Consider the following 24,577-nt stretch of genomic DNA (forward strand, 5'->3'; position numbering starts at 1 on the left):
GTTCCGTGTCTTTAATCTACAGCACCTGCTGATCCAAGTCTGCGGAGAAGAATTGCCGAGGATATGGAGGCCAGTATCAACCTGGTCTCTTTATCCAGATCGTTATATATCCATACACTATTGTCGTATACATCGATAATGCCCACAACACCGTCATCAATCCGTAGCTCATAACCCGCAGGCATTTGAACGGGCATATTTACCTGCCTGCCTTTTGGAGTAGTCATTTTTTTGGCACGTACGGTTCTAATAATAATCGTTTCGTCCCCGTTAGTGGCGTAGCCTTCCTCCTCGGCGTACGGCAGGTCCAGGAAACGCTTTGCCGTATCTCTTTTTGCATCGTAATTCGTATAAAGCACCACCTGCCACGGCTCATCATAACCGTCGATCAGCGGCAAAACAGCCGCAGAGAAAGAATACTTGTAACTCTTCGTCTGGGAGAAGTCGCCTAACCATTTAATATGAGTTTTGATCTCCCGTTCCGCCATATCTTTGCTTTCGATACAGAATATCTTAGACTCCAGTCCATCTCCATATAAACTATATTGATATTTGGTATTCGAGCTTGTCCTTTTATTGATATTGTCCAGGTTAAAAACCTTTAACAGGTTTTTTTCCGTATTAAACTCCCAAACAGGACCGCTCTTTTCACGGGTAATTACCCAGTCATTTTTAATTTTTGAAGTGCTGTAGCCCCCGAATGTAAGAGTCTGATTAACGGTAAACCCGTTTATTCCCTTAACATTCATCTCTGTAGCCTGTCTGGCAAACTGTTCCGGGATCCCCAATTTAACAGTAGTACACGCTGTAAAAATGAAAACAGGTGTGAGAAGGATAGTATATATTTTAAATTTCATTTGAATAGTGGTCTTAACAGCCATGGAAGTCTGCCCCGCCAGGTAGGCTGGAACAGTCCCGCATGAGTTGATATTTCTTTGCCGGCTCATTATTTCGGCGATAAATATCCTTATTTTAATGTATGTTATCAATTTGTCACTATTTACTGCAATACTCTCCAATAAAGCCCTGTCTTTAATAGACAAAAGCTGCCTCCAGTCCGGGTAGCGGTTTATTGTAGGTGAAAGACGTTAGTTTACGGGTAGGATAACCATGCACATCATACGAATACGAGTAGTGTTCAACAGGACTAGCGTTGTTCAGGATCTCCTTTTTACCGAGGTTATTTACAAAAAAGCTTAAGGGCTGCAGGATATAGTCGAAGCTCACAGAATTCTTCGGATACTTTTTTGAATCAAAATTAGAGAATTGTAATTCGGTAGAGCGTACAAACGTTTTGCTGCTTTCCACATACCAGTAGTAACTATAGTGTACCAGATTACCTGCGACATCGTAAGTAAAATTGGTTTTAGATCGTGGTGTAACCGCACCGTCCAGGGTAACATTGAACTCGGTATAGTCACTCAGCTGATTTTTTGCATTAAACTGAAATTGATACTTCCTAAGCGGTCTGTTCAGCTTATCAAAGCTTAACGCCTCGCTCCATACTGCGCCGCTGTACGTATATTCTGTCCGGATTCCGTCTTTACTCGTCACGCTGATTATTCTACCGTCAGTACCATATGCATAAGTATATTCCTCTCGCCGGACCATATCTGTCCCCTGTACGCTATTATATTGACTGATATATTTTAAAAGGTCGCCCTGTGTATTGTATTCAAATTCCTTGTAATCCAGGGGAGTCCATTTTATTTTTCTAAGCACACCAGGAACAGATGGTACCGATGGATCTGAAGCATCCTCTTCGGCCCGAGGTACAGGATTACCTGGAATTGGAGATGTAGGGCTATCAGGCCCTGCAGGCATGGTATCTATTGGAACAGGCGAATCCGGAAAGGGTTGTTGTGACGTTGGATTATTTTCCAATGGAATTGGAAGTTCGGTTTCTTCACATCCTGACATTAAAAGAGATACTACTGAAATTGCGATAAAGCTTAAGGTTTTAGATAAATTGCTCATATTTTTCTTGTGTTATTTACTGCAATACCCCAGGCCGCGAAAGAATGGTTGGGTAGAAGTGAAAAAAAATATGAACGGGAGTCTATCGTCCTATAAGCGATCGGGTTACTTTCCGATACAGAACTTACTAAAGATCGTTTCCAGCAGGTCATCGGTAGTTACCTGACCGGTAATTTCACCCAGGTAATGCAGGGCCTGTTTTATATCCATCGCCAGAAAATCAGATGTCACCGGGTTATCTATATTTTCAAGCACGCGGTTTAAAGAAGCTTCGGTTTTTTGGAGGGCTTCAAGATGGCGGATATTAGAAACGAGTACATCGTCAGTATTGATGGCGTGAAGGTTGACAATGCGGAGGATATTTTCTTTCAGTGAGTCGATGCCTTCGTTGTTTTTTGCCGATATGAAAAGAGGAGTTGAAAGTTGAAAGTTGAAAGTTGAAAGGGGTATATCGGATTCATTCAAATCTGATGGCAAAAATTGACTGCGGGGCTTAGCCACTTCATCCGGCTCGCCTCCTGATACCTGATACCTGATACCTGATACCTTTTCCACAAATTCCGGTGCCGCCAAATCGTTCTTATTAACCACTGTTAAAAACGGTATTCCGAGGCCTCTTAAGTACTCAACCTGGCTCCCGATCTCGCTAACATCCTGCTGGGGGTCTACCAGATAGATTATCAGTTTCGCCTGTCCTATCTTTTCGTGGGTGCGCTCCACTCCTTTGGCTTCGATAATATCCACCGTTTCGCGGATGCCGGCCGTATCGATGAACCGGAAATTAATGCCTCCAATCATCATTTCATCCTCTACCGTATCACGGGTGGTGCCTGCAATTTCGGAAACAATTGCCCTCTCCTCATTTAACAGTGCGTTTAAAAGTGTCGATTTACCTACGTTAGGCTTGCCTGCTATAACCACCGGAACGCCATTTTTCATAACATTTCCCTGCTCAAACGATTGAATAAGGCGATGCAGGATCCTGTCGATCTGATATATTAAACCCTTAAGATCCTCACGGTTGGCAAATTCTACATCCTCCTCGCCGAAATCAAGCTCAAGCTCTATCATCGATGCAAAATGGATCAACTGGTCACGGAGATGCTGGAGCTCATGGGAAAACCCACCTCTCATCTGCTGCATAGCAACTTGATGGGATGCTTGTGAGTTAGAGGCGATAAGGTCGGCCACAGCCTCTGCCTGCGACAGGTCAAGCTGACCGTTGAGAAATGCCCTTAGGGTAAACTCCCCCGGGCTTGCAGGCCGGGCTCCTTTTCGAATAAGAAGTTTGATGATGCTTTCAATAATATATGCCGAGCCATGTGTGGATATCTCGATAACGTTTTCCCTGGTATACGATTTGGGGCCGATGAAAAGTGAAACCAGAACCTCGTCGAGCACCAGATCGCCATCCTTTATGGTTCCGAAATGAAGGGTATGTGTTTTCTGAATGCTCAGATCTTTACCGGAAAATACCTCATTCACTATGGCTATAGCTTCCGGGCCCGATAAACGTATCACGCCTATGGCTCCTATTCCAGAAGGGGTGGCAAGCGCGATGATGGTATCGGAACTGTGGATAGGTGTGGCAGCTGACATGGCAATAGGTTATTGCGCAAATATCGTGATTTTTATATTCTGTTTCGGGACCGCCAGGACCTTAAGGTTCATATTGCGACAGCTACTCCAGGAGCAGTGTCTCATCTTCGTCATCAGTCAGGCTCAGAGAAATGGTATCCGCACCAGCAATGCCCTCAATAGACCCTTTAATACCAGAGGCATTTATAAGAACCTTATCCAGCTGCTTTTCTCTCATCTTCCACATCTTTTCCATAGCATCCCGCTCTTTATGGATGGAGAGCCGCATACTCATATACCCTTCGCGGATTGCTTTCCATTGTTCTGAGAACTCCGTTCCGGTAAGATAATCGTAGAGCATATGCATTTTATCCCCTTTATTTTCTTGCGACCTGGAAGCATTTGACAGCTTAATTATCCCATCACGCAATACATACGCTACAGCCTTAACTTCCTCAAAAGAACATATCCATACCCCGTCTTTTTCACCAAAGCAATCCATACCCTTAGGATAACATTGGGTAACGATCACTGCTACATCCACTCCTGCTCCCCGCATATCTTTTTTAAGCTTATCTATCCAGTCATTACCGAAATCCTTGGTGCGTTTGCTCTCATAAATGATCCTGCCGCAGTCCTGTCCAAATTTATTCCTTACAGTTTGTACGCAGTCGGCCCCTCTTACCCCCTTGCCTACCTCTCCGATCTCATCAAAAGGGAATGTATTCCGCAACAGTTCTTCCAGGATTAACTCCTGGACTTCTCCCTGGAGCTGCATCGAGCCCTGCTCGGCCTTCCGACGCATTTCTTCGACTAACTTTTTCTGATCTTCGAGCTGCTTCTCAAACTCTTTGATCCTGAGCTGATGTTCGGTTTCTTTGACCTGGTTCTTCTCAATCTCCTGTTTTTTGATCTGTTCGGCAATGATAAGCCGTTCTTCCTGCAGCTTTCGCTGGAAGCTTATCTCGATCTCAACTTCCTTATTTTTCAGTTCCTGCTCTTTTTGAAGGAATGCAAGCTCCTTTTCCCGGGCCAGCTTCAATTTTTCCTCATTGTCTCTATTAGAGTTCTGCAATAACAACAATTGATTCTCGAAATCTGCGGCAAGGCTTTTTCTTAAGCCTTCCTCCAGGTTTTTTCTTTCAACAGCTAATTGCTGCTCATATTTCAACGCTATTTCCTTCTGCTGGGCTCTCAGTTCCTCCTCCTTTTTCTGGAACTCCTCATCCTTCTTCTTTTGCCAGAGTTTCATTTTATCCCTCAACTCCTGCTCGTACTCTTTTCCAATTGCCTCTTCCAGGGGAAATGAGTGATTACATGACGGACATTTAACTTCTGTTGACATAGCTGAAAATTTGTTAAAAATAAGGATTCGTTACCTGTTTACAATCATCAGGCAATTTACTAATAAAATTAGTAAATATCTGCCCCGGCCGAATATATATTCATTTGCCTAATTTTACCTTATGGATGTGTTTGGAAAGGCCCTCACAGATTACTACGAATTCGGGCAATCAGATAAATTGTGGCTGCATAACAATTACGGGAAACCTGAGGATATGCCGGTTGAAGTATTTTTCAGGTCAGGAAACGACATCCCTGAGCTTGAAGAATATGCCCTGGCTCTTTGCCGGGGAAAAATACTTGATATCGGTGCAGGAGTGGGCGTCCATTCCCTGATCCTCCAGTCAAAGGGTTTTGATGTTACTGCCCTGGAGATATCTGGCTCGGCAGCCGGAATAATGAGCGGCCGCGGTGTAAAGAGTGTTATTAATATGGATATCGCTTCGTATACAAATGCTGCCTACGACACGCTGCTGCTCCTGATGAATGGAATTGGTCTCGCTGGAGATATGGAAGGTTTGAATGCATTGCTTCCGCATCTCAAAAACCTGCTTAAGGAAAATGGGCAGATAATCCTTGATTCCTCAGACATCGCCTATTTGTATAATGCACGAAATCTTCCCAGGAAAAACTATTATGGTGAAATTTCATACCGGTACGAGTACCAGGGCAATCAGGGCGAATGGTTTAAGTGGCTATATATTGATTTTAATAAGTTGTCTGAAATAGCTGCAGTCCACGGCATGTTGTGCCAGCTGTTAATTGAGGATGGTATGGATCAATACCTCGCCAGGCTTACCAAAATCAGGTAATTCCTATAGTGTAGTCGACTTCAAAAACATGACCGTGCTCGAGTTTGCGGAGCCCCTCTTTATTCCTGAAATCTCCCGGACCGCCAACACTGTCTCCGTATCCCAACCAGGGTTCAATGCACACAAAGTCAGCGCCCGGAGGAGCCCATATGCCAAGTGACTCAAAATGAGGAAAGGAGACGGAAATAAAATTGGGGGTCTTATGATTTTTTATGAGCACTTCTCTTGAGGCCAAACTTTTGAAAACCAAGGCACCGGCAGAAAACAGATCTTTATTAAGATCGATCTTATTACCGTTCTGGGAAAGATTCTCTCTCTCGCCGTTAAAGTAGCCTTCGTCTGAAAACAAGTGCTTAATGAGTTGTTCTTCTACTTCAAACTCAATATAGTAATCGTCGTATTTCTCTCCCTTAAAGAATGGTATATTAAACGCCGGATGAGCACCAACAGAAAAGTAAATAGCATTTTCATCCTCGTTGATCACCTTATAGCTTACCCGCAGCTCAGAATCAAACAGATCATACAGCACCTGGAAGGTAAATTTAAAGGGATAAACCTGGTGAGTGGTTGCAGAGTGGCTCAAAGAGAATTTCGCATGTGCATCGGAACAGTCCTGAATGATAAATTCTGATGTTCTTGCAAAACCATGCCTTTCCATAGGGTACGTACGGCCGTCAACCTGGATCACGTCATTAAAACACCCTCCAACCACGGGAAATAAGTTGGGCGCATGATAGCCCCAAACAGCGGGATCAGCCTGCCAAAGGTGTTCCACTTTGTTGAGTTTATTAAAGATGGATGTAAGCTGCGCGCCGAGCGGACTTATTTCAACTCTTAAAAATTCGTTCTGAAGTGTTACCATAATAAATACTGATGCCTTTAAAATAACAAATTCAACTGGTTTGTTTTAATAAATGTTAGACCATACGATGACAGGAACAGAATTGGGTTTTCGTAAATTTACAATAAAAATATAAGATGAATTTCCATACACGCAAACAGGTCAAACCTGGCGGTAGGCAGAGATCTACCCAATGACTCGCGGCCACAGCCCCCATGTCTACCGGCTTGTTAAATTGCATAAATTTGGCTCACATTCGTAGCCGGGCATATGCTGCGCATGCCCATGAGGGGATCCCTGTCTGCGATAGGCAGGCCCGATCAAGTCGGGGAAGAGACGGGTGTCGGCAAATTACGCCTGTTTTTTAGGCCAGGTTTTTTTGTTCCTGCCATTCCTCCTGTTGTTTCTCGAGCCTGATGGCCTTCTGAGTGTTGGATTATAAGCAGGGCCCTCTCCTAATTCTTCAGGAAGTGCCATTCTCGGGATTTCCCTCGCAATAAGGTTTTCGATAAAAGAAAATTTACGCTGATCCTTCTCGTTTACAAATGTTATAGCGGTACCGGTGGTTTCTGCTCTGGCAGTCCTGCCGATCCGGTGTATATAGTCTTCAGGGTCAGGCGGTACATCAAAGTTAATAACCAGGCTGATGCCTGTAACATCTATACCCCGGCTTAACACATCAGTTCCGATAATTACCGGTAAAGCCCTGCTTTTGAACGCTCTAAGAATGGTTTCCCGCTGCTCCTGCTCCAGGTCGGAGTGAAAGGCTTCGGCCTTAACACCCTCTTTCCGCAGGGTCCTGTTCAGATCCTTAACGGTTTCTTTTCTCGAACAGAAAATGAGCACGCTCTTATAATCGCCGTTCTTAAGGATCGTGGTTATCAACTTAACCTTCTGGGGGTCATAGACCATATAAACCTGCTGGGAAATTCCGGCCGCAGGTTGTGACAGCGCTATATTGATCTGTTCGGGGTTCTTAAGAATAGTGTTCGCCAGAGTCCTGATCTTTGGCGGCATGGTGGCCGAAAAGAGAAGAGTCTGGCGTTCTTTGGGAAGGCTGCTGATGATCCTGAGTATATCTTCATAAAATCCCATATCCAGCATCCTGTCTGCCTCATCTAGTACCAGGTACTGAAGATGATTCAGCTTGATAGCGCCGGATGCCAGCTGGGCGATCAAGCGCCCTGGTGTAGCGATGATAATGTCTACTCCGTCCAGCATCGCACGGCGCTGCTGCTCGTAGATCATTCCATCCCCGCCTCCATACACCGCGATGGAACTGATTCCCGCAAAATATGCGAGGCCTTCAACCTGCTGGTCTATCTGCTGTGCCAGCTCACGGGTTGGCGCCAGGATTAAAGCTTTTGTATGTTTTTTATCCGTGAGACTGATATGCTGTAACACCGGCAACAGATAGGACGCTGTTTTTCCTGTCCCGGTCTGTGCACATGCGATCAGATCTTTGTGTTCCAAAATTAGAGGGATTGCCTGCTGTTGAATTGGGGTGGGTTTAACATAACCCATGCTTTGAAGACCTTCGAACAATTGAGGGTCGAAATTGAAATCACTGAATGTCAAATGGTAAGAATTAAATTAATTAATATTTACAAAGTTACTTAAAACTATTGAGTACTAGTGAGCTGAAAACGGAAAACGGAAAGTTGAATGCGCATTTATAAGGTTAGATTCCTTAATAAGGGCTTTGGTCGCCATATTCAGTTTTCAGTTTTCACCTTTCAGTTTTCCTCTTTCAACTTTCTGCTGATTTATCAACACATTAAATTTTCTCAACAAATAAGAACCTTATCGATTATTTTCATACTTTTGAATCCCGTACAAAATGATGTTTTTATCGCCTAAAACAGTCTTCAAAGGCTCCTAAACGATAAGGCATTCTAAGCAAATCCTTCAGTTATCATGACCAAATACATTTTTGTTACGGGCGGCGTTACTTCGTCGTTAGGAAAAGGTATTATTTCCGCTTCTCTTGCTAAACTACTTCAATCAAGAGGTTACCGTGTTACTATCCAGAAATTCGATCCCTACATCAATATTGATCCGGGAACGCTGAACCCGTATGAGCACGGCGAATGCTATGTTACTGAAGATGGAGCTGAAACAGATCTGGACCTGGGTCACTATGAGCGGTTTCTTAACGTTCCGACTTCCCAGGCGAACAACATAACTACAGGGCGTATTTATCAGAACGTTATAAACAAAGAGCGCGAAGGAGCTTATCTAGGCAAAACTGTGCAGGTTGTGCCTCATATAACCGACGAGATCAAGCGCAATATGCAAATGCTTGGAGACAGCGGTAATTTTGATATTGTTATCACCGAGCTTGGCGGAACAGTAGGCGATATAGAATCACTACCCTTCATAGAAGCTGTACGACAGTTAAGGTGGGAACTAGGCTCCAGTAACTCGTTGGTTATCCATCTTACACTGGTACCCTTCCTGGCAGCGGCTGGCGAATTAAAAACCAAACCAACCCAGCACTCGGTAAAAATGCTTCTTGAATACGGAATCCAACCCGATATCCTGGTTTGCCGTACAGAACACCATATTCCTCAGGAGCTTCGTAAAAAGATTGCTTTATTCTGCAACGTAAATATAAACGCTGTAATCGAATCTATTGATGCATCTACTATCTATGACGTTCCGCTCCTGATGCTTAAAGAGCAATTAGACAGAACCGTACTGGGTAAGTTAAAACTTCCGCTTAAGAATGACCCGGATATGGAAAGCTGGAAGGATTTTCTGGGACATTTAAAAAACCCGACTTCTGAAGTGGTCATTGGCCTGATAGGAAAGTACGTAGAGCTGCCCGATGCTTATAAATCGATAACAGAGTCGTTTATTCATGCGGGTGCCAAGAATGAATGCAAGGTGAAAGTGAAATGCATCCATTCTGAAGGAATTACCGCTGCTAACGTGGCTGAGAAATTAAGAGGACTTGACGGCGTGCTTGTAGCTCCGGGCTTCGGCAGCCGCGGCATCGAGGGAAAAATAGATGCGATTAAATATGTCCGGGAGAACGACATTCCGTTCTTTGGGATCTGTCTCGGTATGCAATGCGCTGTGGTGGAGTTTGGAAGAAATGTTCTTGGGCTTAAGGATGCTCAAAGCTCAGAGATGGATGAAAACTGCGCAAATCCCGTCATCTCAATGATGGAAGAACAGAAAAAGATCAAGAATAAAGGGGGAACTATGCGTCTTGGCGCATACACTTGTGACCTTAAAAAAGGAAGCAAAGCAGCAGCGATTTACGGAAAAACACGCATTTCCGAAAGGCACCGCCATCGTTATGAGTTCAACAATAAGTATTTGGAGCAATATGAAAAGGCGGGAATGGTACCGTCCGGAATTAACCCTGAAAACAATCTTGTTGAGATCGTAGAGCTTAAAAACCATCCCTTTTTTGTGGGCGGGCAGTTTCACCCTGAATTAAAGTCGACAGTTGCCAATCCTCATCCACTTTTTGTTAACTTTGTCGCCGCTTCTCTGGCATATTCAAAAAGGAAATAAACGACTTTCAAATTATAATGGATAGAAATACATTCACGGGCCTGTTTTTGATACTGATCATTTTAGTTGGCTCGACATATCTTATGCAGCCGTCTGATGAGGACATTAAGCGGGAAAAAGCAAAACAGACTCAGGATTCTTTAGCACGGGCCGGAAAGCCCGTTAAATCACCGGCTGCTGCTGATACATTAAAAACTGTAAGCACACCTAAAATTGATTCCGCGGCAATATTAGCAGGACCTTTCGGCTCGGCAAATTCAGGTTCTTCAACACCGGTCGTACTTGAAAACGAGAAATTAAAAATCGAGATCAGTCCGAAAGGAGGCCGTATTTCTTCTGTCCAGTTAAAAGACTTTCAGACCTATACTAAACAACCGCTCATCATGTTCAGCGGTGAAGGCAACAGGTTTGGACTTATTTTTGGAGCTGCCGGTAAGAACATCAGCACGAACGAACTGTACTTCACTCCTTCCGGTTCCTCGGTATCGGTTTCGCAGGGCGATTCTGCCTCGCTGACCATGCGCCTTAACTATTCGGAAGGCCAGTATATCGATTACATATATTCTCTTAAAGGTGATAGCTATAACGTTGGTTTAACGATCGCAACGCAGGGCATGCAGGACGTGGTTGCGCCAACCCAGCAGCATCTGACCCTTAACTGGGAAACCGTCCTTAAAAAGAAGGAAAAAGACCTCGCGAGCGAGCAGCAGTATTCCACAGCCTATTACAACCAGGGCGAGGCCGGCGTGGACCATCTTGAAAGACTTGAATCTGAAAAGAAAGAACTTACAGAAGGTAAGATCAAGTGGTTTTCCTTCAAACAGCATTTCTTTTCGAACATACTTATTGCTAAGAATGGATTTGACAAAGGCGACCTGGCGGTAAGCACGAGTGCGGACCTTAATATTGTAAAGAGCTTTGCAGCCAATATGCAGATACCGTTTGCAAGACAGGGCGCAACATCTTTTCCAATGGAATTCTATTTTGGGCCAAACCAGATCAATATATTAGAAAAACAGGGCTTTGACATTGATAAGCAGATCGACCTGGGTTACTGGCCTCTAAAATACATTAACCGTTGGGTTGTTCTGCCAGTATTCAATTTCCTCGAACGCTTCGGCTGGGGATATGGCCTGATCATCCTGGTGCTGACCATAGTTCTTAAAACCGTCTTATTGCCGCTGACCTACAAGTCGTATTTGTCTATGGCGAAAATGCGGGTTCTTAAGCCTGAAATGGACGAGATCAAGGCAAAGGTCGGGGATGATAACCCTACCCTGCTGCAACAGGAATATCTGAAGCTCTATAAGAAAGCAGGGGTAAACCCGCTGGGCGGATGTTTGCCGATGCTTCTTCAACTGCCAATCATCATGGCTTTCTTCTTCTTCTTCCCTAACTTGTTTGAGCTTCGCCAGAGAAGTTTCCTGTGGATGGAAGACCTTTCGACCTATGATGCTTTTTTCCAGCTGGGATTTCAGCTTCCTTTCCTTGGATCGCATGTCAGTTTGATGTGTATCCTGATGACTATTTCTACGCTCATTTATACCTATTTTAACAACCAGGTATCAGGAGCCACAGGTCAGATGAAATATATCGGGTACATCACCCCTATTATATTCTTCGGGGTTCTTAACAGCTATCCTTCGGGGCTGAATTACTACTACTTCCTGGCCAATATGTTAACCTTTGCCCAGCAGTATATCATCCGGATGTTTGTAAATGATGATAAGATCCACGCGCAGATACAGGAGAATAAAAAGAAGCCCGCCAGTGAAAAGAAAAAATCGGGCTTCCAGCAGCGTATGGAAGATTATATGAGGCAACAGCAGCAAATAGCGGCGGCAAAAGGTAAAGAAGCGGGGAAGACAGGAAAGAAGAAGTAATTGAGTGATCAGGTGTGTGCGACCGGTAATTGGTAATCAGTGATCTGTATTTAGTAATCGGTGATCGGTGCTGGGGGTTTAGTATCTTTAGCCTTTAACTGTTCTGCCTGTATGAAAAGATTCGCATTTCCATTACTCTTTCTTGTCCTGTTCTTTGTCTCGTGTTCCACAGCTATTAAACAGGAAGATCTTTACGGCAGATGGAACTACGTGAGGGTAGATAATTCCAATCCCCAGGATACCCTTCCTGACGGTGAACTGGAATTACAGTCACCAGCAATCATTTTCAGTCCGGAAGATAATCTCGTAATAGAATGGGGAGGAAAGAAATTATCTTCGGGCAAGTTCCGGCTTGACGGCAAAATGATCAGGTACACCGAAACCCTTGAGGGCGGACAGACAAGGGAGTTTCCATTTCTGATAAACAGTCTTGATGAGAAGGAATTGGTGTTTCAGACCATGGAGCGAAGTACGACTACGGTTGTGGCACGGAGAGTAATTGGAGATCGGTGAGTGGTGACCAGTGATCAGTAAACGGTAATCAGTGACCAGTAAACGGTGATCAGTGACCGGTAAGCGGTGATCGGTAAACAGTAATCGGTAAACAGTAAACAGTAATCAGTAAACAGTAACCAGTAAGAATACAATCGGCAGCACCGATTACTGATCACATCCTTCTCAAATCACGTTTCCGGAGCCACCCTTTAATCACCTGGCCATTTTTCGTGAAGAAAACTACGTAAATGAATCCGTTCCTGTCATCAAGAGCTGTCAGTTCAGGATTATTCGAGCGGGCGAGGAAATTGTGCATACGGGAACTTTCATTGGGATCTGTATAAAAGTAAGCCCTGTTTGCCGCCAGCGTATATTTCGGGGCCCTCACCGGTGGTTCATCAGAGTTACCTGCCATAGGTTCGGATTCAGGGGTCTCTGCAGGCAGCTCTTCTATGACTGATTCATCCTCTGAAGGTAAAACAGTGTCAATTTGCTCATCACTTTTCTGAACTGAATCGATAAGAGCCCTGATCTCCTTGTCGTGGTTGTCTTTTACACGTCGTTGCGGCTCATTTGATAGATCTGCAGAATCTGTTTGCATAGTATCTACCGGGCTAAATGTATTTGTTTCAATAACCGGCTGTTCCCTGGTGTAAAAAGTATACGCCGCCAGGCCGGTAGAAGCCAGAAGCATCAACACCAGCAAATAGAATAATGGCTTTGACAGGCTCACCCTGTCGGGATCAGGGACCGGCGGCAGAGGGTCAAACACTGTATTTGCCTCATTGACCGTCGCTATCTTAGACTTGAGCACCTCATTTTCTTTCTCCAGCTTGCTGAGCCTGCCTGCCATAGCCTCTGAACTGCCTATGTCTGCAGTATAATTGTGAATAATACTAGCATGCAGTTCAACGCCATCCTTAAACCGGTTGGAGGCTTTCTTTTCCAGACATCTGTCTAAAGTCTCCAAAAGCCAGGTTGGAACCCTCATTTCGCTCTCGCGTTTTTCCGCGCTCCATGATTTAGGCAAATGTTGCCGTCTCAGGGCCATCACATCGGGAACTGGCTCCTCCATGTGGGATATCATAACCTTATTACGAGCGGTCTCGCCTTTGTCATTCAGGGGAAACGGAACCGTTCCGGCCAGTAATTCATAGAGGATCACACCGAAGCTATAAACATCACTCTGAAAAAGCATCTGACCTTCGTTTTGCTCAGGCGCCATAAACTCGATGGCCCCGGCGTGTCTCAGGCTTGTTCTGCGTTGTTCGTCAGACATGATTGCCAGGCCGAAATCCAATAGCACATAATTTCCGGTGTAGATATTAAGTTTGACGTTATTGCTTTTAATATCGCCGTGTTTTATCCCCAATTTATGGCAGTGAGCAAGGGCATTACTTAGCTGAGTAACAACTTTGATCAGTTCGTGTATTGTAAATACAGGGTCAGACGGGCTTTCCAGCAGTTCCTCAAGATCAGGGCCTTCTATAAATTCCATTTCGATATATGGGAAAGACCCGCTTTCTGTTAAGCCAGAGTTCAGGATCTTAACGACATTCGGATTAGGAACTTCGTTGACCTTCTTCAGCTTTTCAACCTCATTAAGGAAATCGCGGTAATTCTTATCGTTTTTGTCCTCCTGATGAATAGGTGTCGGTAAAAGCTTTACGGCACTGATTATCTCACCAATCCGCCGGCCTTTATACACTGATCCCTGGCCGCCGGTGCGAATGGCGCCCATATTCTCTAAACCTTCAGCTATGGTAAATACTTTTCCCATTATCGAATAGCTTCCTGAGATACAGATTTGAACTCAATCACCGCAGATTCCCCTAAGATCACCTGATCCCCGTCCTTTAACTCATGGCCGATCTGTGTCGAATTTAATTTAAAAGGACTGTCGTCATTCATGCTTTTAATCTTGATCTTGTTATGCGGGGGCACGCCACCCTCATCAGCAAATATCATAAAAGAACCTTTTTCTGAGTTCCAGGATATGTGCGCGTGCTGCCGGCTGATATATTTATTGGCTTCATTGGAACTATCGCCCGGAAAAGCAATTGCATTGACACGGAAAAAACCATCTGAGCCCTGAGCTTTTTTCTCTCTTCCTATCGTCATGGGTTCCATACCCGAATGAATTTTATATTCAGACTGTTCTGCCTCACCGTTCAATATCTTTATACAGGCCTCAAGATCTTTCCTGATCAAATTTTCCCGGGTTTTTATAAATAAAGCCAGGGCGAGCTCAGAAGCTCTCCTGCTCCCCGTTGGAGCCTCATCGGCAAACGACACTTCCAATGTCCAGTTTAACGGCAGATCCATGTCAAAGTCGTCGGCAATTTTTTGAATTTCTTCCTTTAATCGCTCCGGTTCTCCTACATAAAGTGCGGCCTCGTAAATATGTTTCTCTTCTAAGCGACTGGATATAAACAGTTGCAAGCCCCTGATATTGCGACCCTCACCTCCCTCCGACTTTTGCAATTCTTCCTTAATAAAACGTATAGCTGCATCCCGTAAGGATTTCACATCCATCTGAGCTGGCTGATCATTTTTGAATATTTCGAACATCTGATTTATTTTAATAATCTACTTCAAAAAATAGTCCAATTTTACGCCAATTACATTACTTCCGGTACTTCAACAGAGGCGGTGTCTCTGGCGGCCTCGGGCTTATTCTGTACAGGAACGCTAATCCCTTTTATATATTTTGATCTTAACAATAAGGGGATTACATGCTGTCCGGCGAGCTTAACAGCATCGCTTGATCCTTTGGTTGACTCAATCCGGATACAAACTACCAGATTACCGTTCCCTGAAGCCCTGGGCACAAAGAATGCATACCAGCCGTCATTGATCCTGTTGCCCTTCCAGATTCGCTCCGGCGTACCACTTTTACCACCGACAACAGCTCCAAGCCGCGTCGTTTTGTTCGCGCTCTGCCGGATCATATATTGTTTGAGCAAAGCCGCATTTTCCGGACTGGTTAGCTGAATACCGGGGTTCACCGGAATATCCCTGTCGCCCGATCTCAATACATACCGGTGCTCGGTCAGCTTGCCATGGTTAGAAACAGCGGATACGAGGCGTGCTACCGCAGCCGGACTTGCAATCAGCTCTCCCTGGCCCCATGCCATGCCGGATATGCCTTTTGCCCGTGTCCTCCTGATATTATTAGGATCATACCTGGGGCGGGTATCAAATTCCGTTCTTCGCCACAGCTCACGCCATTTATTTTCCTGGGCAGCGTTATCTGCGCCTTTCGAGTAATAGTATCCCCCCACCCCTCTCAAAAACATTCCTGTTTTCAGATAAAGATCAACCATATTTTCCTGAAGCTGTTCTTCATTTGCAAGCTTGATAAAATATACGTTGTTTGAATTAACTATAGCGCGTTCCATACCTATCAGACCTGTCTCGTCAGGTTCCAATCCCTTAGTCCGGATCCTCTCAAAAGAACTGACCTGGAACTTTTTATCGGCAGCTGCAGGGCCGAGTTTATTAAAAGCAGCCATCGCTGTCAGGATTTTAGCCGTTGAGCCGGGTTGTGTTGCATAAGTGAAGCCGAGATCTGATGTTGTCATCCAGTCAGCCAGTTTATTCTGCTCGGCCGCGGTCATGATCATCCGGTCCCAGTCTTTAACAGGAGGCAAGGGGTAAACCGCCGAAGTAAGCACATCTCCCGTTGAATCCTCGATGATCACAACTGAAACACGGTTGTCTTTAAGCGAGTCGTCCTTTGCTATGGACCGCTGGAGATCTGCTTGCAGTCCGGCGTCAAGCGTCAGCATTAAATCTCTGTTCCGCAATTTAAATTCTTCAACTTTCCGGCTATTGATACCCGCGAGCAATAAGGGTGCGAGCTCCCTGTAATCTTTCTTAGTGACTGTCATTTCCTTCACTCCCCTTGGCAAAAACCTGTCCTCCCTGTACCTGCTGGCAATTGTATTAAATTTAATTACCGGGGTATTGAATCCGCGAAGTTCTGCCGCGTGTTCGTATTCAGCAAAATATCCATTAGTACTGCCAGTAAAAATGCCGGTATTTGCGTCGCCCGTCCAAAAAAACATCTGCTCTTCATAAGGATAGTATCTGTCTACACGCTTATGAATTGCCGAATCCAGATCATAGTCCTTTGCTCCTGCGGCGGCTAAACGACCTTTTTGCTTTTTTATCAAATCCGCATTGCTGGTGACTAAAATGAGTCCGTTACGATCATATAAAGAACCGGCCTGCAGCTTGTTCATCAGTATATTTATCCTGGGATTATAACTAAACATCCTGGCTCCGCTCCGGTCTGCCACCAAAGATGGCTGGACAACCCATTTTTCATTATTTACCAGGTACGAGGCGATGTTAAATATAAGTAAGATAACGCCTGTAAAAGCTGCAGCCAGGGCGGGGATAAGATTCCTATCCTGCTGTTTGCTTATGTAATTCAGTTGTACCTCCGTACCTTTTATCTTTGAAGCCGATAACAGGAATCCTGCAGCTGCAATATTAGCCAGAAGAGAGGATCCGCCGTAACTCACCAGGGGTAATGAAACGCCTGACAATGGCAGCGCGCCGGTGGAGCCGGCGGCAATTAAAAGGAATTGAACAAACGTGCTTATACCTATGCCCGCGCTTAAATAGAACAGGAAAGGAGTTCCCGTTTGGCGGCCAATTAATATTGCCCGGTGCAAATAGATCAGGAAAAGTATACAGATGCAAACTATACCGGCAAGGCCAAACTCTTCGCCCAGCGCCGGCAGGACCATATCGGTGTGAGCCTCAGGAATATTCTTGGCGAAGCCCTCACCTATTCCCTGACCACCGATTCCACCTGCTGACATTGCCCATATCCCGTTAGCTACATGGTCGCCGCCGTAGACCTCATTATTCCAGGCATCGTTCCAGATAGCCTTCCGCTCAACAAGGCGTTGAACCGGCCCGGGGAAAAGCTTGTCCAGGCCGGGGATTTGATCAATAAGTAAAAACCCTGAGATGACCAGAATAGCCATCACTGCCGACTCGCTAAGTTGCTTTCGCTTAAATACCATTGCCAGGGCTAGTATAGTAACGGTTACCAGGGTGGCCAACCATAAACTACGTAACAGCCATACTGTGAACACATACAGAATTACAGCGGCAACCATAAACATAAAGTCGCCCCTGGAAAAAGAAAACAGGATGATAAAAGTGAAACAGATCACCATTGCAGGTCCCAGATCCCCGAGTACCAGGAAAAGCAGGATCGAAACCAGGATCGCGCCTAAGGCGAAAGAGAAGAACGACCAGCGCTTCCTGTAAGTGCGGTATTCGGAGATAAATTTTTCGTTGGCAGCAAAGAAACCAGCCAGAAAAAGGATAATGCCGAATTTCACTATTTCACTCGGTTGTATTCCAAATAAATTAACCTTCACTCCGCTTCCTTCCGGCCCCGTACCAAAAACGATCATTAACGCCAATAACGCAATAGACAATACGGCCCATGGCCAGCCATTCGCTGCCTTTCTGTTGGACCTGAAAAAGAACAATCTATAAAACCTGGAATCGGGGTTTAGCTTGCGGAAGTTGATGAATTGCAGGATGCATAAAACCATTAATCCGGCGAATAAATAAAACAGGGTATCCTTGGCAAGAAAGCGGTCGCGCAAGGGGTCCTGCAGACTGAGCAGCGTCACAAGCGAGATCCCGGTCAGGAACATCAATACCGGCAGCAACAACTGATCTGCCTGAGGAAATCTTATGCTTAGTATGACATGGACCATAAGAAACCCTGCAATGAATCCTCCCCCGATGATCCAAAACCATTTTGTAAACTCTTCAGGTGTCCTTACAATAAGCGCCTTTTCCTTTTTCAGAATGTTAAAATCCCGCGTAGGAAATAAGCGAATAGTGTGAATATTTTGCGTAAATGTGAGGTCAATATCCGACGCCAGTTCCTGAACTCCCTGCGACGATCCGAATTGGAAGCCTGGTTTTAGTGGCAAGACCTGGTATGCTTTGTTATCCGGAAGATTTCGGAATGTAAACTCGCCCTGTGCACCGGTACGTACATAAGCAGTTAATGATTCAAGCTGTTTGCTTCCCTTTTCGTTTGTCAGAAAGGTTTTAGTGTATCCATTTGCGCTCTCCTGGTATCTCCGGTCTATCTCAGCAACCTGGTCACTATAAACGCTGTCCTGCGGCAGGATCATTATCAGCCTGACAAGCACCCCCGGAATTAATTCTCCGTCCTTATCTTTAATTTTTCCATTAATGTCGAATTGACCTGACTTAAGGTCTGTCGACGAGGGCAAAGACGGCGGACGGGATGTTTCCTGATCGTACCGCAGGGAATCATCTCCCGTAAAACCCAATAGCGAACGCGATGCGCGGGCTCTCATTTTAAAGCTTTTACCTCCCCTGACATCCGCCTCCTGTGCGTTAACAAAAAATCTTCGCTTATTCAATTCTCCAATATTATCTATCACACCAAGGTCGCGGCTAGCATTTTCAACAACAGAACGTATCAGATCGATATCCTTTTTATCTTCGAAATAATATCCCCTTAGCATGAGCTTTTGAATCCGTTCTGCTGTTTTGTCTGAATTAAGATTAACCATACTCCCATCCGAAATCCGCGTTTTCACATCTTCAAAATCGCGTTCAAGTACCTGATGCAGGCTAAAAAATAAAAGACCGAACGCCACCGATAAGAGGACGAGAAATATCCGTTCAAACTTTCTGCTAGCTGAATGTGCTTGTGTTTCGGGCATATACTATGGCTGAATGGTTTGTAAGGAATCAGCTTTAAGGAAAATTTCTTTTAAACTTCCGTTCATAAACCTGTCGGGGGTGTTTCCAAATTGGTAACGTACAGGTACAGGACAGTCCAGAAACTGGATACCTATTAACTTTAAGTTCTTCGTCTGAGATTCAATCCCCACTTCAAAGCCATCAATTATCATCCCGTTTAGAACTATATTTTTCGCGCTTGCAGGAATCCGGAAAGCCGGTCCGGCAAAAACAGAATCTGGCTGAAATGCTATTTTACCTCTCGCAAGGATATACAGGGTATCCCTGTTGATATTAATACTGCGGGTTAAAATAATAGGCTGTCTGAAACTGGAGTCGTTCAAGACAAGAGTGTCACTCGTTCCGGAATTGAGTGCCTGGTAGAATAGCTGCTCTGAAGAACTCTCAGCGGTATCCGCGATGACGACTTTCTCCGGAACAGATATTTGTGTTTTGGGATGTAAAAACAGAATATAGATTATCACTAAAGATAAAGCAGCACAAAGTATTATTAACCAAATACTTAATGGTGTTCCATTTTTCCCTGCTTCCGATTTTGCATCTTCTGAAACGACATCGGGTTCGTCATCCTGATCCCGTTTCGGCACTGCAGGCGTCAGGACTTTTTTTTTTGAAGCAGGCACCGGATTAACAGCCTGTTGCTGAACTGGTCTGTCGTTCTTCACTAAAACAACTGTAATATTATCTTTCCCCCCCTTTGAATTCGCATCATCTATTAGTTCCTGCGCCATCACCTCAATTCCCGAATCGCTTGACAAGATCTGTGTAATGTCTTTCCGGGGTACCAGGTCAGTTAAGCCGTCGCTGCATAAAAGGATCATATCACCGGGAAGGAACGGGGAGCTGCCTGTTTCGAAATAGTCGATATCATTTTCCAGGCCGGTGTTAAAACCCAGTGCCTTGTTGATCTCATTTCGTTTAGGGTGGCTCATTGCTGCTTCCTCAGTCAGCCTTCCGCTGTCCTCAAGATAGCCTACGAAAGACTGGTCTTTAGTTACTTTTATAAGAGACCCATCCCGGAGAAGGTATAGCCTTGTGTCTCCCACGTGGATATAATGAAATTCATTATTTTTCACGTCAACAACCGCCAGCGTTAGCACACAAGCCATACTCTCATGTTCCCTCACCTCGATCTTCTCCTGGTAGATCTTCTCATTTGCTTTTAGCAGCGCTTCTGCCATCATCGAAATTATGTTGCCGCCTGGTTTAGCCAGCTGATCGATGATAGTTTCCCGTGCCAGCGCTGCCGCTATTTCACCGCCGGAATATCCGCCTACACCATCTATAGCGGCAGCCAGTATATATTCACCGTCGGCTGATAGCTGGACAATAAATGCATCCTCATTGTTCCCGCGAACCCTACCTGTGTCTGTAAGCCCGAAAAAATTATTCGCCATTCTTTTTATAGGTGTTTTTGATATCCATAAAATGTGCTATCATAAGAATTACACACATAACAAGAAGCACAAAGGATAAAACGTGAGACATGATCTATGGCTTAAAAATATTTATACCAATGATACCGTTAAGTATCATCTTCGAATTTATTGGCAATTCCGTCCAGACGGGCGCGTTGATATCACTTTTCGTTATTACCTGTTCGTTAACGACAGTTTTTTCACCGTAGGAACTAACGTAAAACTTAGAATCCGACTTATTGTGCTTTATAGAAAGATGGGGAGTATCAACCCACTCCGATGGGATCTTGAAAATATTGCTCTTGTCACGGGATTCATCTGATCCTGAAACAACGATCTCTTCATCAGTCATGATATACTCAACCTTCTGCCCTGTATAGGCCTTATCAGGAAGAATGGTTTCAAACCGCGCGATCGGAATATTTCTGACATCATTTAAACCCGATCCCTCCGGAATGAGCTCGTTTATGTATGGAACTTCATAATAGCCTTCGCTATAAAATGTAAAACCTTTAAGGTTCTCCTGGTTAATATCAAAGGTTTGAGCCAGGCCGGTTTGCCGGGGGATAAAAGTTACCCGTAAGCTTTCGTCCTTATGTGTGGTGCCTGGAAGAAGCCTGCCTATGAAGCCCATATCACCCTTCTCATATTCAGGGTGCGAAACAAAGCGGAACACCCATTTATTGCTTGATGGCTCGACTACCCGCAGATCAGTTTTCGACTGGGTTAAGATCTCATAAAACTTCTTAACGGCCTCCTGGACGATAAGTCCGAAGATCCCTCTTTTATTCTCCATAAACCCCTTATAATCGTCGGGGTTGAAGCAAATAATATACTCATGATAGAAAACAACACGCTCGGCAAAAGACAGTGTCGAAATAGATTCCCTGAATTTTTCTATGATATACCTGTACACCTCATTCGGAGTGAGGGTTTTAGGTTTGGCCGATGTAATACCAGTATCATTTAGAAACCAGCTTTGAATACCAATACGTTTCCAAAAATTGGCTTCGGACTTCATGTTTAAGAGCTTTAAGATTATGTAAGGTTTAATGTCCATACAACCCCGAAAACCTACTAAATGTTTTAACCAAGGTTCAGAATTCCATCCATGTCGAACAGTAAATTTCCGGGCACTGTCTTAAGGGTAGAATACAAATAAAAAATGCGCAGGGTCTCCGCGCATTTTCATAATTTCAATAGTGATTACTTCACGGGGTCAGGAAGTTTGAAGGCCTGCCTTGCGAGCAGTTTCCAGTCGCCGTTTTCCTTACGCAAAACAAGGAGAATGCCGATCTTAATATCGGTCGGAGCTCCGGCATTAGTTGCTTTTGCGATAAAAGTATGACGTACAATAGCGTTATCCCCACTTACCGCGATTGTCTGATCAGCGGCGTCTACGGACTGAAAGTCAAAGGGCCCGTTAATCAGATCATCAACAAACTCGGCCTTATTCTGAACCTTACCCCCAGAATGGCCATAGGATAAAGCATCAGAAGCAATGTTCTCGAGTCGACTCTTTTCGGGATTTACTATACTTTTGTTCAGGCTGTCAACTGCAGTCGCCACAGCCTGTTCATCTTCCGGAGTGGCTGTGGCTGTAGCCGCTACAGCCGTTGTATCAGCCCCGGTTTGACTGGTACTTTCTGTTTGACCGCAGGCTACGACTGCTAATAGGGCAATCAGCACAAAACTATTTTTGACATTTCTCATATTATTCTTCAGTTTGGGTTTGTAAAAATTAGTGAGAGCGCACTACCTCTTCAGTTTCAGGAGCTACATAGCCTGCAGGCGGTCTTTTGTGCCAGTATGATGCAAGAATAGATCCTGTTATGTTCATTAGCGGGCCGAAGATACCAGCCGCTAAACCCATAGTGGCTATCTTACCCAGTGAATTCGCAATTGCCGATGCCAATCCGCCGTTTTGCATACCCACTTCGATTGCAACGGTCCGGGCATCACGTTCGGGCATATTAAACAGGCGTGCAAACCAGTATCCTAGTGTATATCCAAAAATATTATGAGCCAAAACCACTAACAACAATATCGCACCGATAGCAAGCAAGCTATCCCGGCCTGCAGCCGTAATAACCACAATGATCAATGCAATTCCGGCCATTGATATTAAAGGCATTATATCGTTAAGTATTTTGGACCTGCCGCTTAAAAGCTTGTTTAAGATCAGACCAAGCCCGATAGGAATAATGATCATCTTAGCTATATCCCACATCATGGCAAGCATATCTATTTCAATGAACTCCCCGGCAAGTAACTTCATCAAAGCCGGTGTGAGAATCGGTGCCAAAAGCGTAGCTATCGAGGTAATCGTGATCGACAAGGCTAGGTTAGCTTTTGCAAGATAGGACATTACATTTGACGCAAGCCCGCTTGGAGAACATCCTATCAGTACAATTCCCGCAGCGATTTCCGGCGGAAAGTTGGTTAAGGTAGCCAGCAGGTAACCCATACCAGGCATGATCATGAACTGGGCAGTGACACCTATCAGAACCCCTCTCGGCGTTTTGATTACAGCTACGAAGTCCTTGGCGCTCATCGATGTTCCCATTCCAAACATGATGATCTGGATAAGCGGAGTGATGAGTAAGGTCAATTTAAAATCGCCCACAGTCAGAAAGTACTGAGGATAATATAATGCCATAGTAACCGCCGCAAAGATAACCGTCGTATAGACGAATCCTTTCATGCTGTCGTAGCCACGGAAGCCGACGGCCAGGGCCAGGAAAAAGGCTACCAATAGCGGCCCTGCCAAGGCCAGATTTCCCATAAAGATCATCCCGAGGGCGACCAGCAGCAACAGGGCTGCAAGCCCCAATGCGATTTTGTAAATAGATTGTGTCAAAGTTTAAGGGTTTAGGTTGTTTATATTCTTGTTTATTACCAGGTTCTTTTACTCATCAACACATCCAGTTCGGCACGGGTCATTTTGCCTTCCTCAGGATGTTGTGCAAGCCATTTAAGAAAGTCCACCTTAATTGCGTCAGTCCACTGGCTGTCGACCTGACCGGTGGTATAACGGCCAGCTTTGATCACTTCAAACCCGAATTTGTCTTTCAATGTAACAAATTCTGCGGTAGCTACCACCTGTTCGGCTAAGTGAGAAGGTACGAAAAGCACCCCGATCCGGCCGCCAATCACCAGGTCGCCCGGAAGAACCATAACCTTACCGATACGAATTGGCGTATTGAGGCCCATCAGCACCATGTCTTCCAGGAATGAAGGATGAAAGTCACGGACGAAGGCATTAAACCCCTTAATTTCGGCTAAGCCCTGTACATCACGCGCAGCACCGTCGAAGACCACCCCGTTACCGGACTTTGTAAAGATCGATGTGGCAAGGGTGCTTCCCATAAGGGTCCCCCCTCCTATCTTTCCGAATCCATCCGCTACATAAATATCTCCTTTTGTCAGGACATCTATAGGCCATGCGTTTGTATTCCCGGTACGGCCTTGTTTTGCACCCCGGTCTTTGATGTTCTTTTCAATATCAGGGCGGGTAGGCATAAACATGGCCGTCATGGCTCTGCCGCTTACCGGAAGATCGTTTACTGTTTTCCAGCCCAATTCAAACTGGTTGGTATAACCCAGGTTTTTTAATACTGTCCACGCATCATCGATGCCGATCTTTTTCGCTCTTTCGAGAAGATTATCAGCTATTTTGGGTCTGCCATCAGCAAACCTTTCGCCTTTCCATTCTGAGGTAAGAAAAATTAACTCCTCCTTCGATATTGTTTGTGCAGACAAATATCCTGTACTTAAGAAGCAAGAGATAATTGAAAGTAAAAAGACATTCTTAATTCTCATTACATTACTATTTAACATTATAAATAAACAAATTTTATTCGACAAAATACCATTTCACAGATCCTGCCCTGAACTCCATAGGTTAAACGTACCGGC

Annotated in this window: 18 protein-coding genes; 4 read left to right on the top strand and 14 right to left on the bottom strand. The window is 44.8% G+C overall.

Features of this window, described 5'->3' with window-relative positions:
• Positions 1 to 11 precede the first annotated feature (11 nt).
• From P2W76_RS06645 to P2W76_RS06660, 4 genes are all read right to left on the bottom strand, one after another.
• On the bottom strand, positions 12 to 989 hold the full coding sequence (locus P2W76_RS06645; protein ID WP_276346860.1) for a hypothetical protein: 978 nt from the start codon (positions 987 to 989) through the stop codon (positions 12 to 14).
• A 43-nt stretch (positions 990 to 1,032) separates the two neighbouring features.
• Positions 1,033 to 1,977, bottom strand: coding sequence for a hypothetical protein (locus P2W76_RS06650; RefSeq protein ID WP_276346862.1), 945 nt, complete (start codon positions 1,975 to 1,977; stop codon positions 1,033 to 1,035).
• A 105-nt stretch (positions 1,978 to 2,082) separates the two neighbouring features.
• Positions 2,083 to 3,576, bottom strand: a complete 1,494-nt coding sequence (gene mnmE / locus P2W76_RS06655; protein WP_276346863.1) for a tRNA uridine-5-carboxymethylaminomethyl(34) synthesis GTPase MnmE — start codon at positions 3,574 to 3,576, stop codon at positions 2,083 to 2,085.
• Between the two features lie 82 nt (positions 3,577 to 3,658).
• A complete protein-coding gene (locus P2W76_RS06660) occupies positions 3,659 to 4,900 on the bottom strand; it encodes a DUF2130 domain-containing protein (RefSeq protein ID WP_276346864.1) in 1,242 nt (413 codons plus the stop codon).
• Between the two features lie 121 nt (positions 4,901 to 5,021).
• Between P2W76_RS06660 and P2W76_RS06665 the strand changes: the two genes are divergently transcribed.
• The gene (locus tag P2W76_RS06665) at positions 5,022 to 5,711 is read left to right on the top strand and encodes an SAM-dependent methyltransferase (RefSeq protein WP_276346865.1); all 690 of its coding nucleotides are present in this window, start codon (positions 5,022 to 5,024) and stop codon (positions 5,709 to 5,711) included.
• Here P2W76_RS06665 and P2W76_RS06670 read toward each other — a convergent pair.
• Together P2W76_RS06670 and P2W76_RS06675 are read right to left on the bottom strand one after the other, a co-directional pair.
• Positions 5,704 to 6,573 carry an aldose 1-epimerase family protein gene (locus tag P2W76_RS06670; protein ID WP_276346866.1) on the bottom strand — a complete coding sequence of 290 codons (870 nt, stop codon included), beginning with the start codon at positions 6,571 to 6,573 and terminating at the stop codon, positions 5,704 to 5,706. The two genes, P2W76_RS06665 and P2W76_RS06670, sit on opposite strands and share 8 nt — an antisense overlap.
• 330 nt (positions 6,574 to 6,903) lie before the next feature.
• Positions 6,904 to 8,130, bottom strand: a complete 1,227-nt coding sequence (locus tag P2W76_RS06675) for a DEAD/DEAH box helicase (RefSeq protein ID WP_276346867.1) — start codon at positions 8,128 to 8,130, stop codon at positions 6,904 to 6,906.
• A 339-nt stretch (positions 8,131 to 8,469) separates the two neighbouring features.
• On the opposite strand from P2W76_RS06675, the gene P2W76_RS06680 reads away from it, so the two are divergent.
• The 3 genes from P2W76_RS06680 to P2W76_RS06690 all read left to right on the top strand — a co-directional run bounded on the left by P2W76_RS06680 (position 8,470) and on the right by P2W76_RS06690 (position 12,476).
• Positions 8,470 to 10,080, top strand: coding sequence for a CTP synthase (locus P2W76_RS06680; protein WP_276346868.1), 1,611 nt, complete (start codon positions 8,470 to 8,472; stop codon positions 10,078 to 10,080).
• Between the two features lie 17 nt (positions 10,081 to 10,097).
• Positions 10,098 to 11,963, top strand: coding sequence for a membrane protein insertase YidC (gene yidC / locus P2W76_RS06685; protein ID WP_276346869.1), 1,866 nt, complete (start codon positions 10,098 to 10,100; stop codon positions 11,961 to 11,963).
• Between the two features lie 111 nt (positions 11,964 to 12,074).
• On the top strand, positions 12,075 to 12,476 hold the full coding sequence (locus P2W76_RS06690) for a hypothetical protein (protein WP_276346870.1): 402 nt from the start codon (positions 12,075 to 12,077) through the stop codon (positions 12,474 to 12,476).
• A 154-nt stretch (positions 12,477 to 12,630) separates the two neighbouring features.
• On the opposite strand, the gene P2W76_RS06695 is transcribed toward P2W76_RS06690, so the two are convergent.
• The 8 genes from P2W76_RS06695 to P2W76_RS06730 form a co-directional block, all read right to left on the bottom strand.
• Positions 12,631 to 14,238: a serine/threonine-protein kinase gene (locus tag P2W76_RS06695; protein WP_276346871.1), complete on the bottom strand. Its 1,608-nt coding sequence runs from the start codon at positions 14,236 to 14,238 to the stop codon at positions 12,631 to 12,633.
• Positions 14,238 to 15,029: an FHA domain-containing protein gene (locus tag P2W76_RS06700; protein ID WP_276346872.1), complete on the bottom strand. Its 792-nt coding sequence runs from the start codon at positions 15,027 to 15,029 to the stop codon at positions 14,238 to 14,240. The genes P2W76_RS06695 and P2W76_RS06700 overlap by 1 nt, the downstream gene beginning before the upstream one ends.
• A gap of 50 nt (positions 15,030 to 15,079) precedes the next feature.
• Positions 15,080 to 19,201, bottom strand: coding sequence for an FtsW/RodA/SpoVE family cell cycle protein (locus P2W76_RS06705; RefSeq protein ID WP_276346873.1), 4,122 nt, complete (start codon positions 19,199 to 19,201; stop codon positions 15,080 to 15,082).
• A gap of 3 nt (positions 19,202 to 19,204) precedes the next feature.
• Positions 19,205 to 20,638, bottom strand: coding sequence for a protein phosphatase 2C domain-containing protein (locus P2W76_RS06710; RefSeq protein ID WP_276346875.1), 1,434 nt, complete (start codon positions 20,636 to 20,638; stop codon positions 19,205 to 19,207).
• 94 nt (positions 20,639 to 20,732) lie between these two features.
• Positions 20,733 to 21,680, bottom strand: coding sequence for a hypothetical protein (locus P2W76_RS06715; protein WP_276346876.1), 948 nt, complete (start codon positions 21,678 to 21,680; stop codon positions 20,733 to 20,735).
• Between the two features lie 185 nt (positions 21,681 to 21,865).
• The gene (locus P2W76_RS06720; protein WP_276346877.1) at positions 21,866 to 22,372 is read right to left on the bottom strand and encodes a nuclear transport factor 2 family protein; all 507 of its coding nucleotides are present in this window, start codon (positions 22,370 to 22,372) and stop codon (positions 21,866 to 21,868) included.
• 28 nt (positions 22,373 to 22,400) lie between these two features.
• Positions 22,401 to 23,519 carry a bile acid:sodium symporter family protein gene (locus P2W76_RS06725; RefSeq protein ID WP_276346878.1) on the bottom strand — a complete coding sequence of 373 codons (1,119 nt, stop codon included), beginning with the start codon at positions 23,517 to 23,519 and terminating at the stop codon, positions 22,401 to 22,403.
• Between the two features lie 35 nt (positions 23,520 to 23,554).
• A complete protein-coding gene (locus P2W76_RS06730; protein ID WP_276346880.1) occupies positions 23,555 to 24,481 on the bottom strand; it encodes an RraA family protein in 927 nt (308 codons plus the stop codon).
• Between the last annotated feature and the right edge of the window lie 96 nt (positions 24,482 to 24,577).

It is taken from the genome of Daejeonella sp. JGW-45 (assembly GCF_029360805.1).
Lineage (GTDB): Bacteria > Bacteroidota > Bacteroidia > Sphingobacteriales > Sphingobacteriaceae > Daejeonella.

What these genes read in the sequence shown, in the direction of transcription:
- P2W76_RS06650 (WP_276346862.1), bottom strand. Translation starts at nt 1,977, where the DNA reads ATGAGCAATTTATCTAAAACCTTAAGCTTTATCGCAATTTCAGTAGTA.
- mnmE (WP_276346863.1), bottom strand. Translation starts at nt 3,576, where the DNA reads ATGTCAGCTGCCACACCTATCCACAGTTCCGATACCATCATCGCGCTT.
- P2W76_RS06660 (WP_276346864.1), bottom strand. Translation starts at nt 4,900, where the DNA reads ATGTCAACAGAAGTTAAATGTCCGTCATGTAATCACTCATTTCCCCTG.
- P2W76_RS06665 (WP_276346865.1), top strand. Translation starts at nt 5,022, where the DNA reads ATGGATGTGTTTGGAAAGGCCCTCACAGATTACTACGAATTCGGGCAA.
- P2W76_RS06670 (WP_276346866.1), bottom strand. Translation starts at nt 6,573, where the DNA reads ATGGTAACACTTCAGAACGAATTTTTAAGAGTTGAAATAAGTCCGCTC.
- P2W76_RS06680 (WP_276346868.1), top strand. Translation starts at nt 8,470, where the DNA reads ATGACCAAATACATTTTTGTTACGGGCGGCGTTACTTCGTCGTTAGGA.
- yidC (WP_276346869.1), top strand. Translation starts at nt 10,098, where the DNA reads ATGGATAGAAATACATTCACGGGCCTGTTTTTGATACTGATCATTTTA.
- P2W76_RS06690 (WP_276346870.1), top strand. Translation starts at nt 12,075, where the DNA reads ATGAAAAGATTCGCATTTCCATTACTCTTTCTTGTCCTGTTCTTTGTC.
- P2W76_RS06695 (WP_276346871.1), bottom strand. Translation starts at nt 14,238, where the DNA reads ATGGGAAAAGTATTTACCATAGCTGAAGGTTTAGAGAATATGGGCGCC.
- P2W76_RS06700 (WP_276346872.1), bottom strand. Translation starts at nt 15,029, where the DNA reads ATGTTCGAAATATTCAAAAATGATCAGCCAGCTCAGATGGATGTGAAA.
- P2W76_RS06705 (WP_276346873.1), bottom strand. Translation starts at nt 19,201, where the DNA reads ATGCCCGAAACACAAGCACATTCAGCTAGCAGAAAGTTTGAACGGATA.
- P2W76_RS06710 (WP_276346875.1), bottom strand. Translation starts at nt 20,638, where the DNA reads ATGGCGAATAATTTTTTCGGGCTTACAGACACAGGTAGGGTTCGCGGG.
- P2W76_RS06715 (WP_276346876.1), bottom strand. Translation starts at nt 21,680, where the DNA reads ATGAAGTCCGAAGCCAATTTTTGGAAACGTATTGGTATTCAAAGCTGG.
- P2W76_RS06720 (WP_276346877.1), bottom strand. Translation starts at nt 22,372, where the DNA reads ATGAGAAATGTCAAAAATAGTTTTGTGCTGATTGCCCTATTAGCAGTC.
- P2W76_RS06730 (WP_276346880.1), bottom strand. Translation starts at nt 24,481, where the DNA reads ATGAGAATTAAGAATGTCTTTTTACTTTCAATTATCTCTTGCTTCTTA.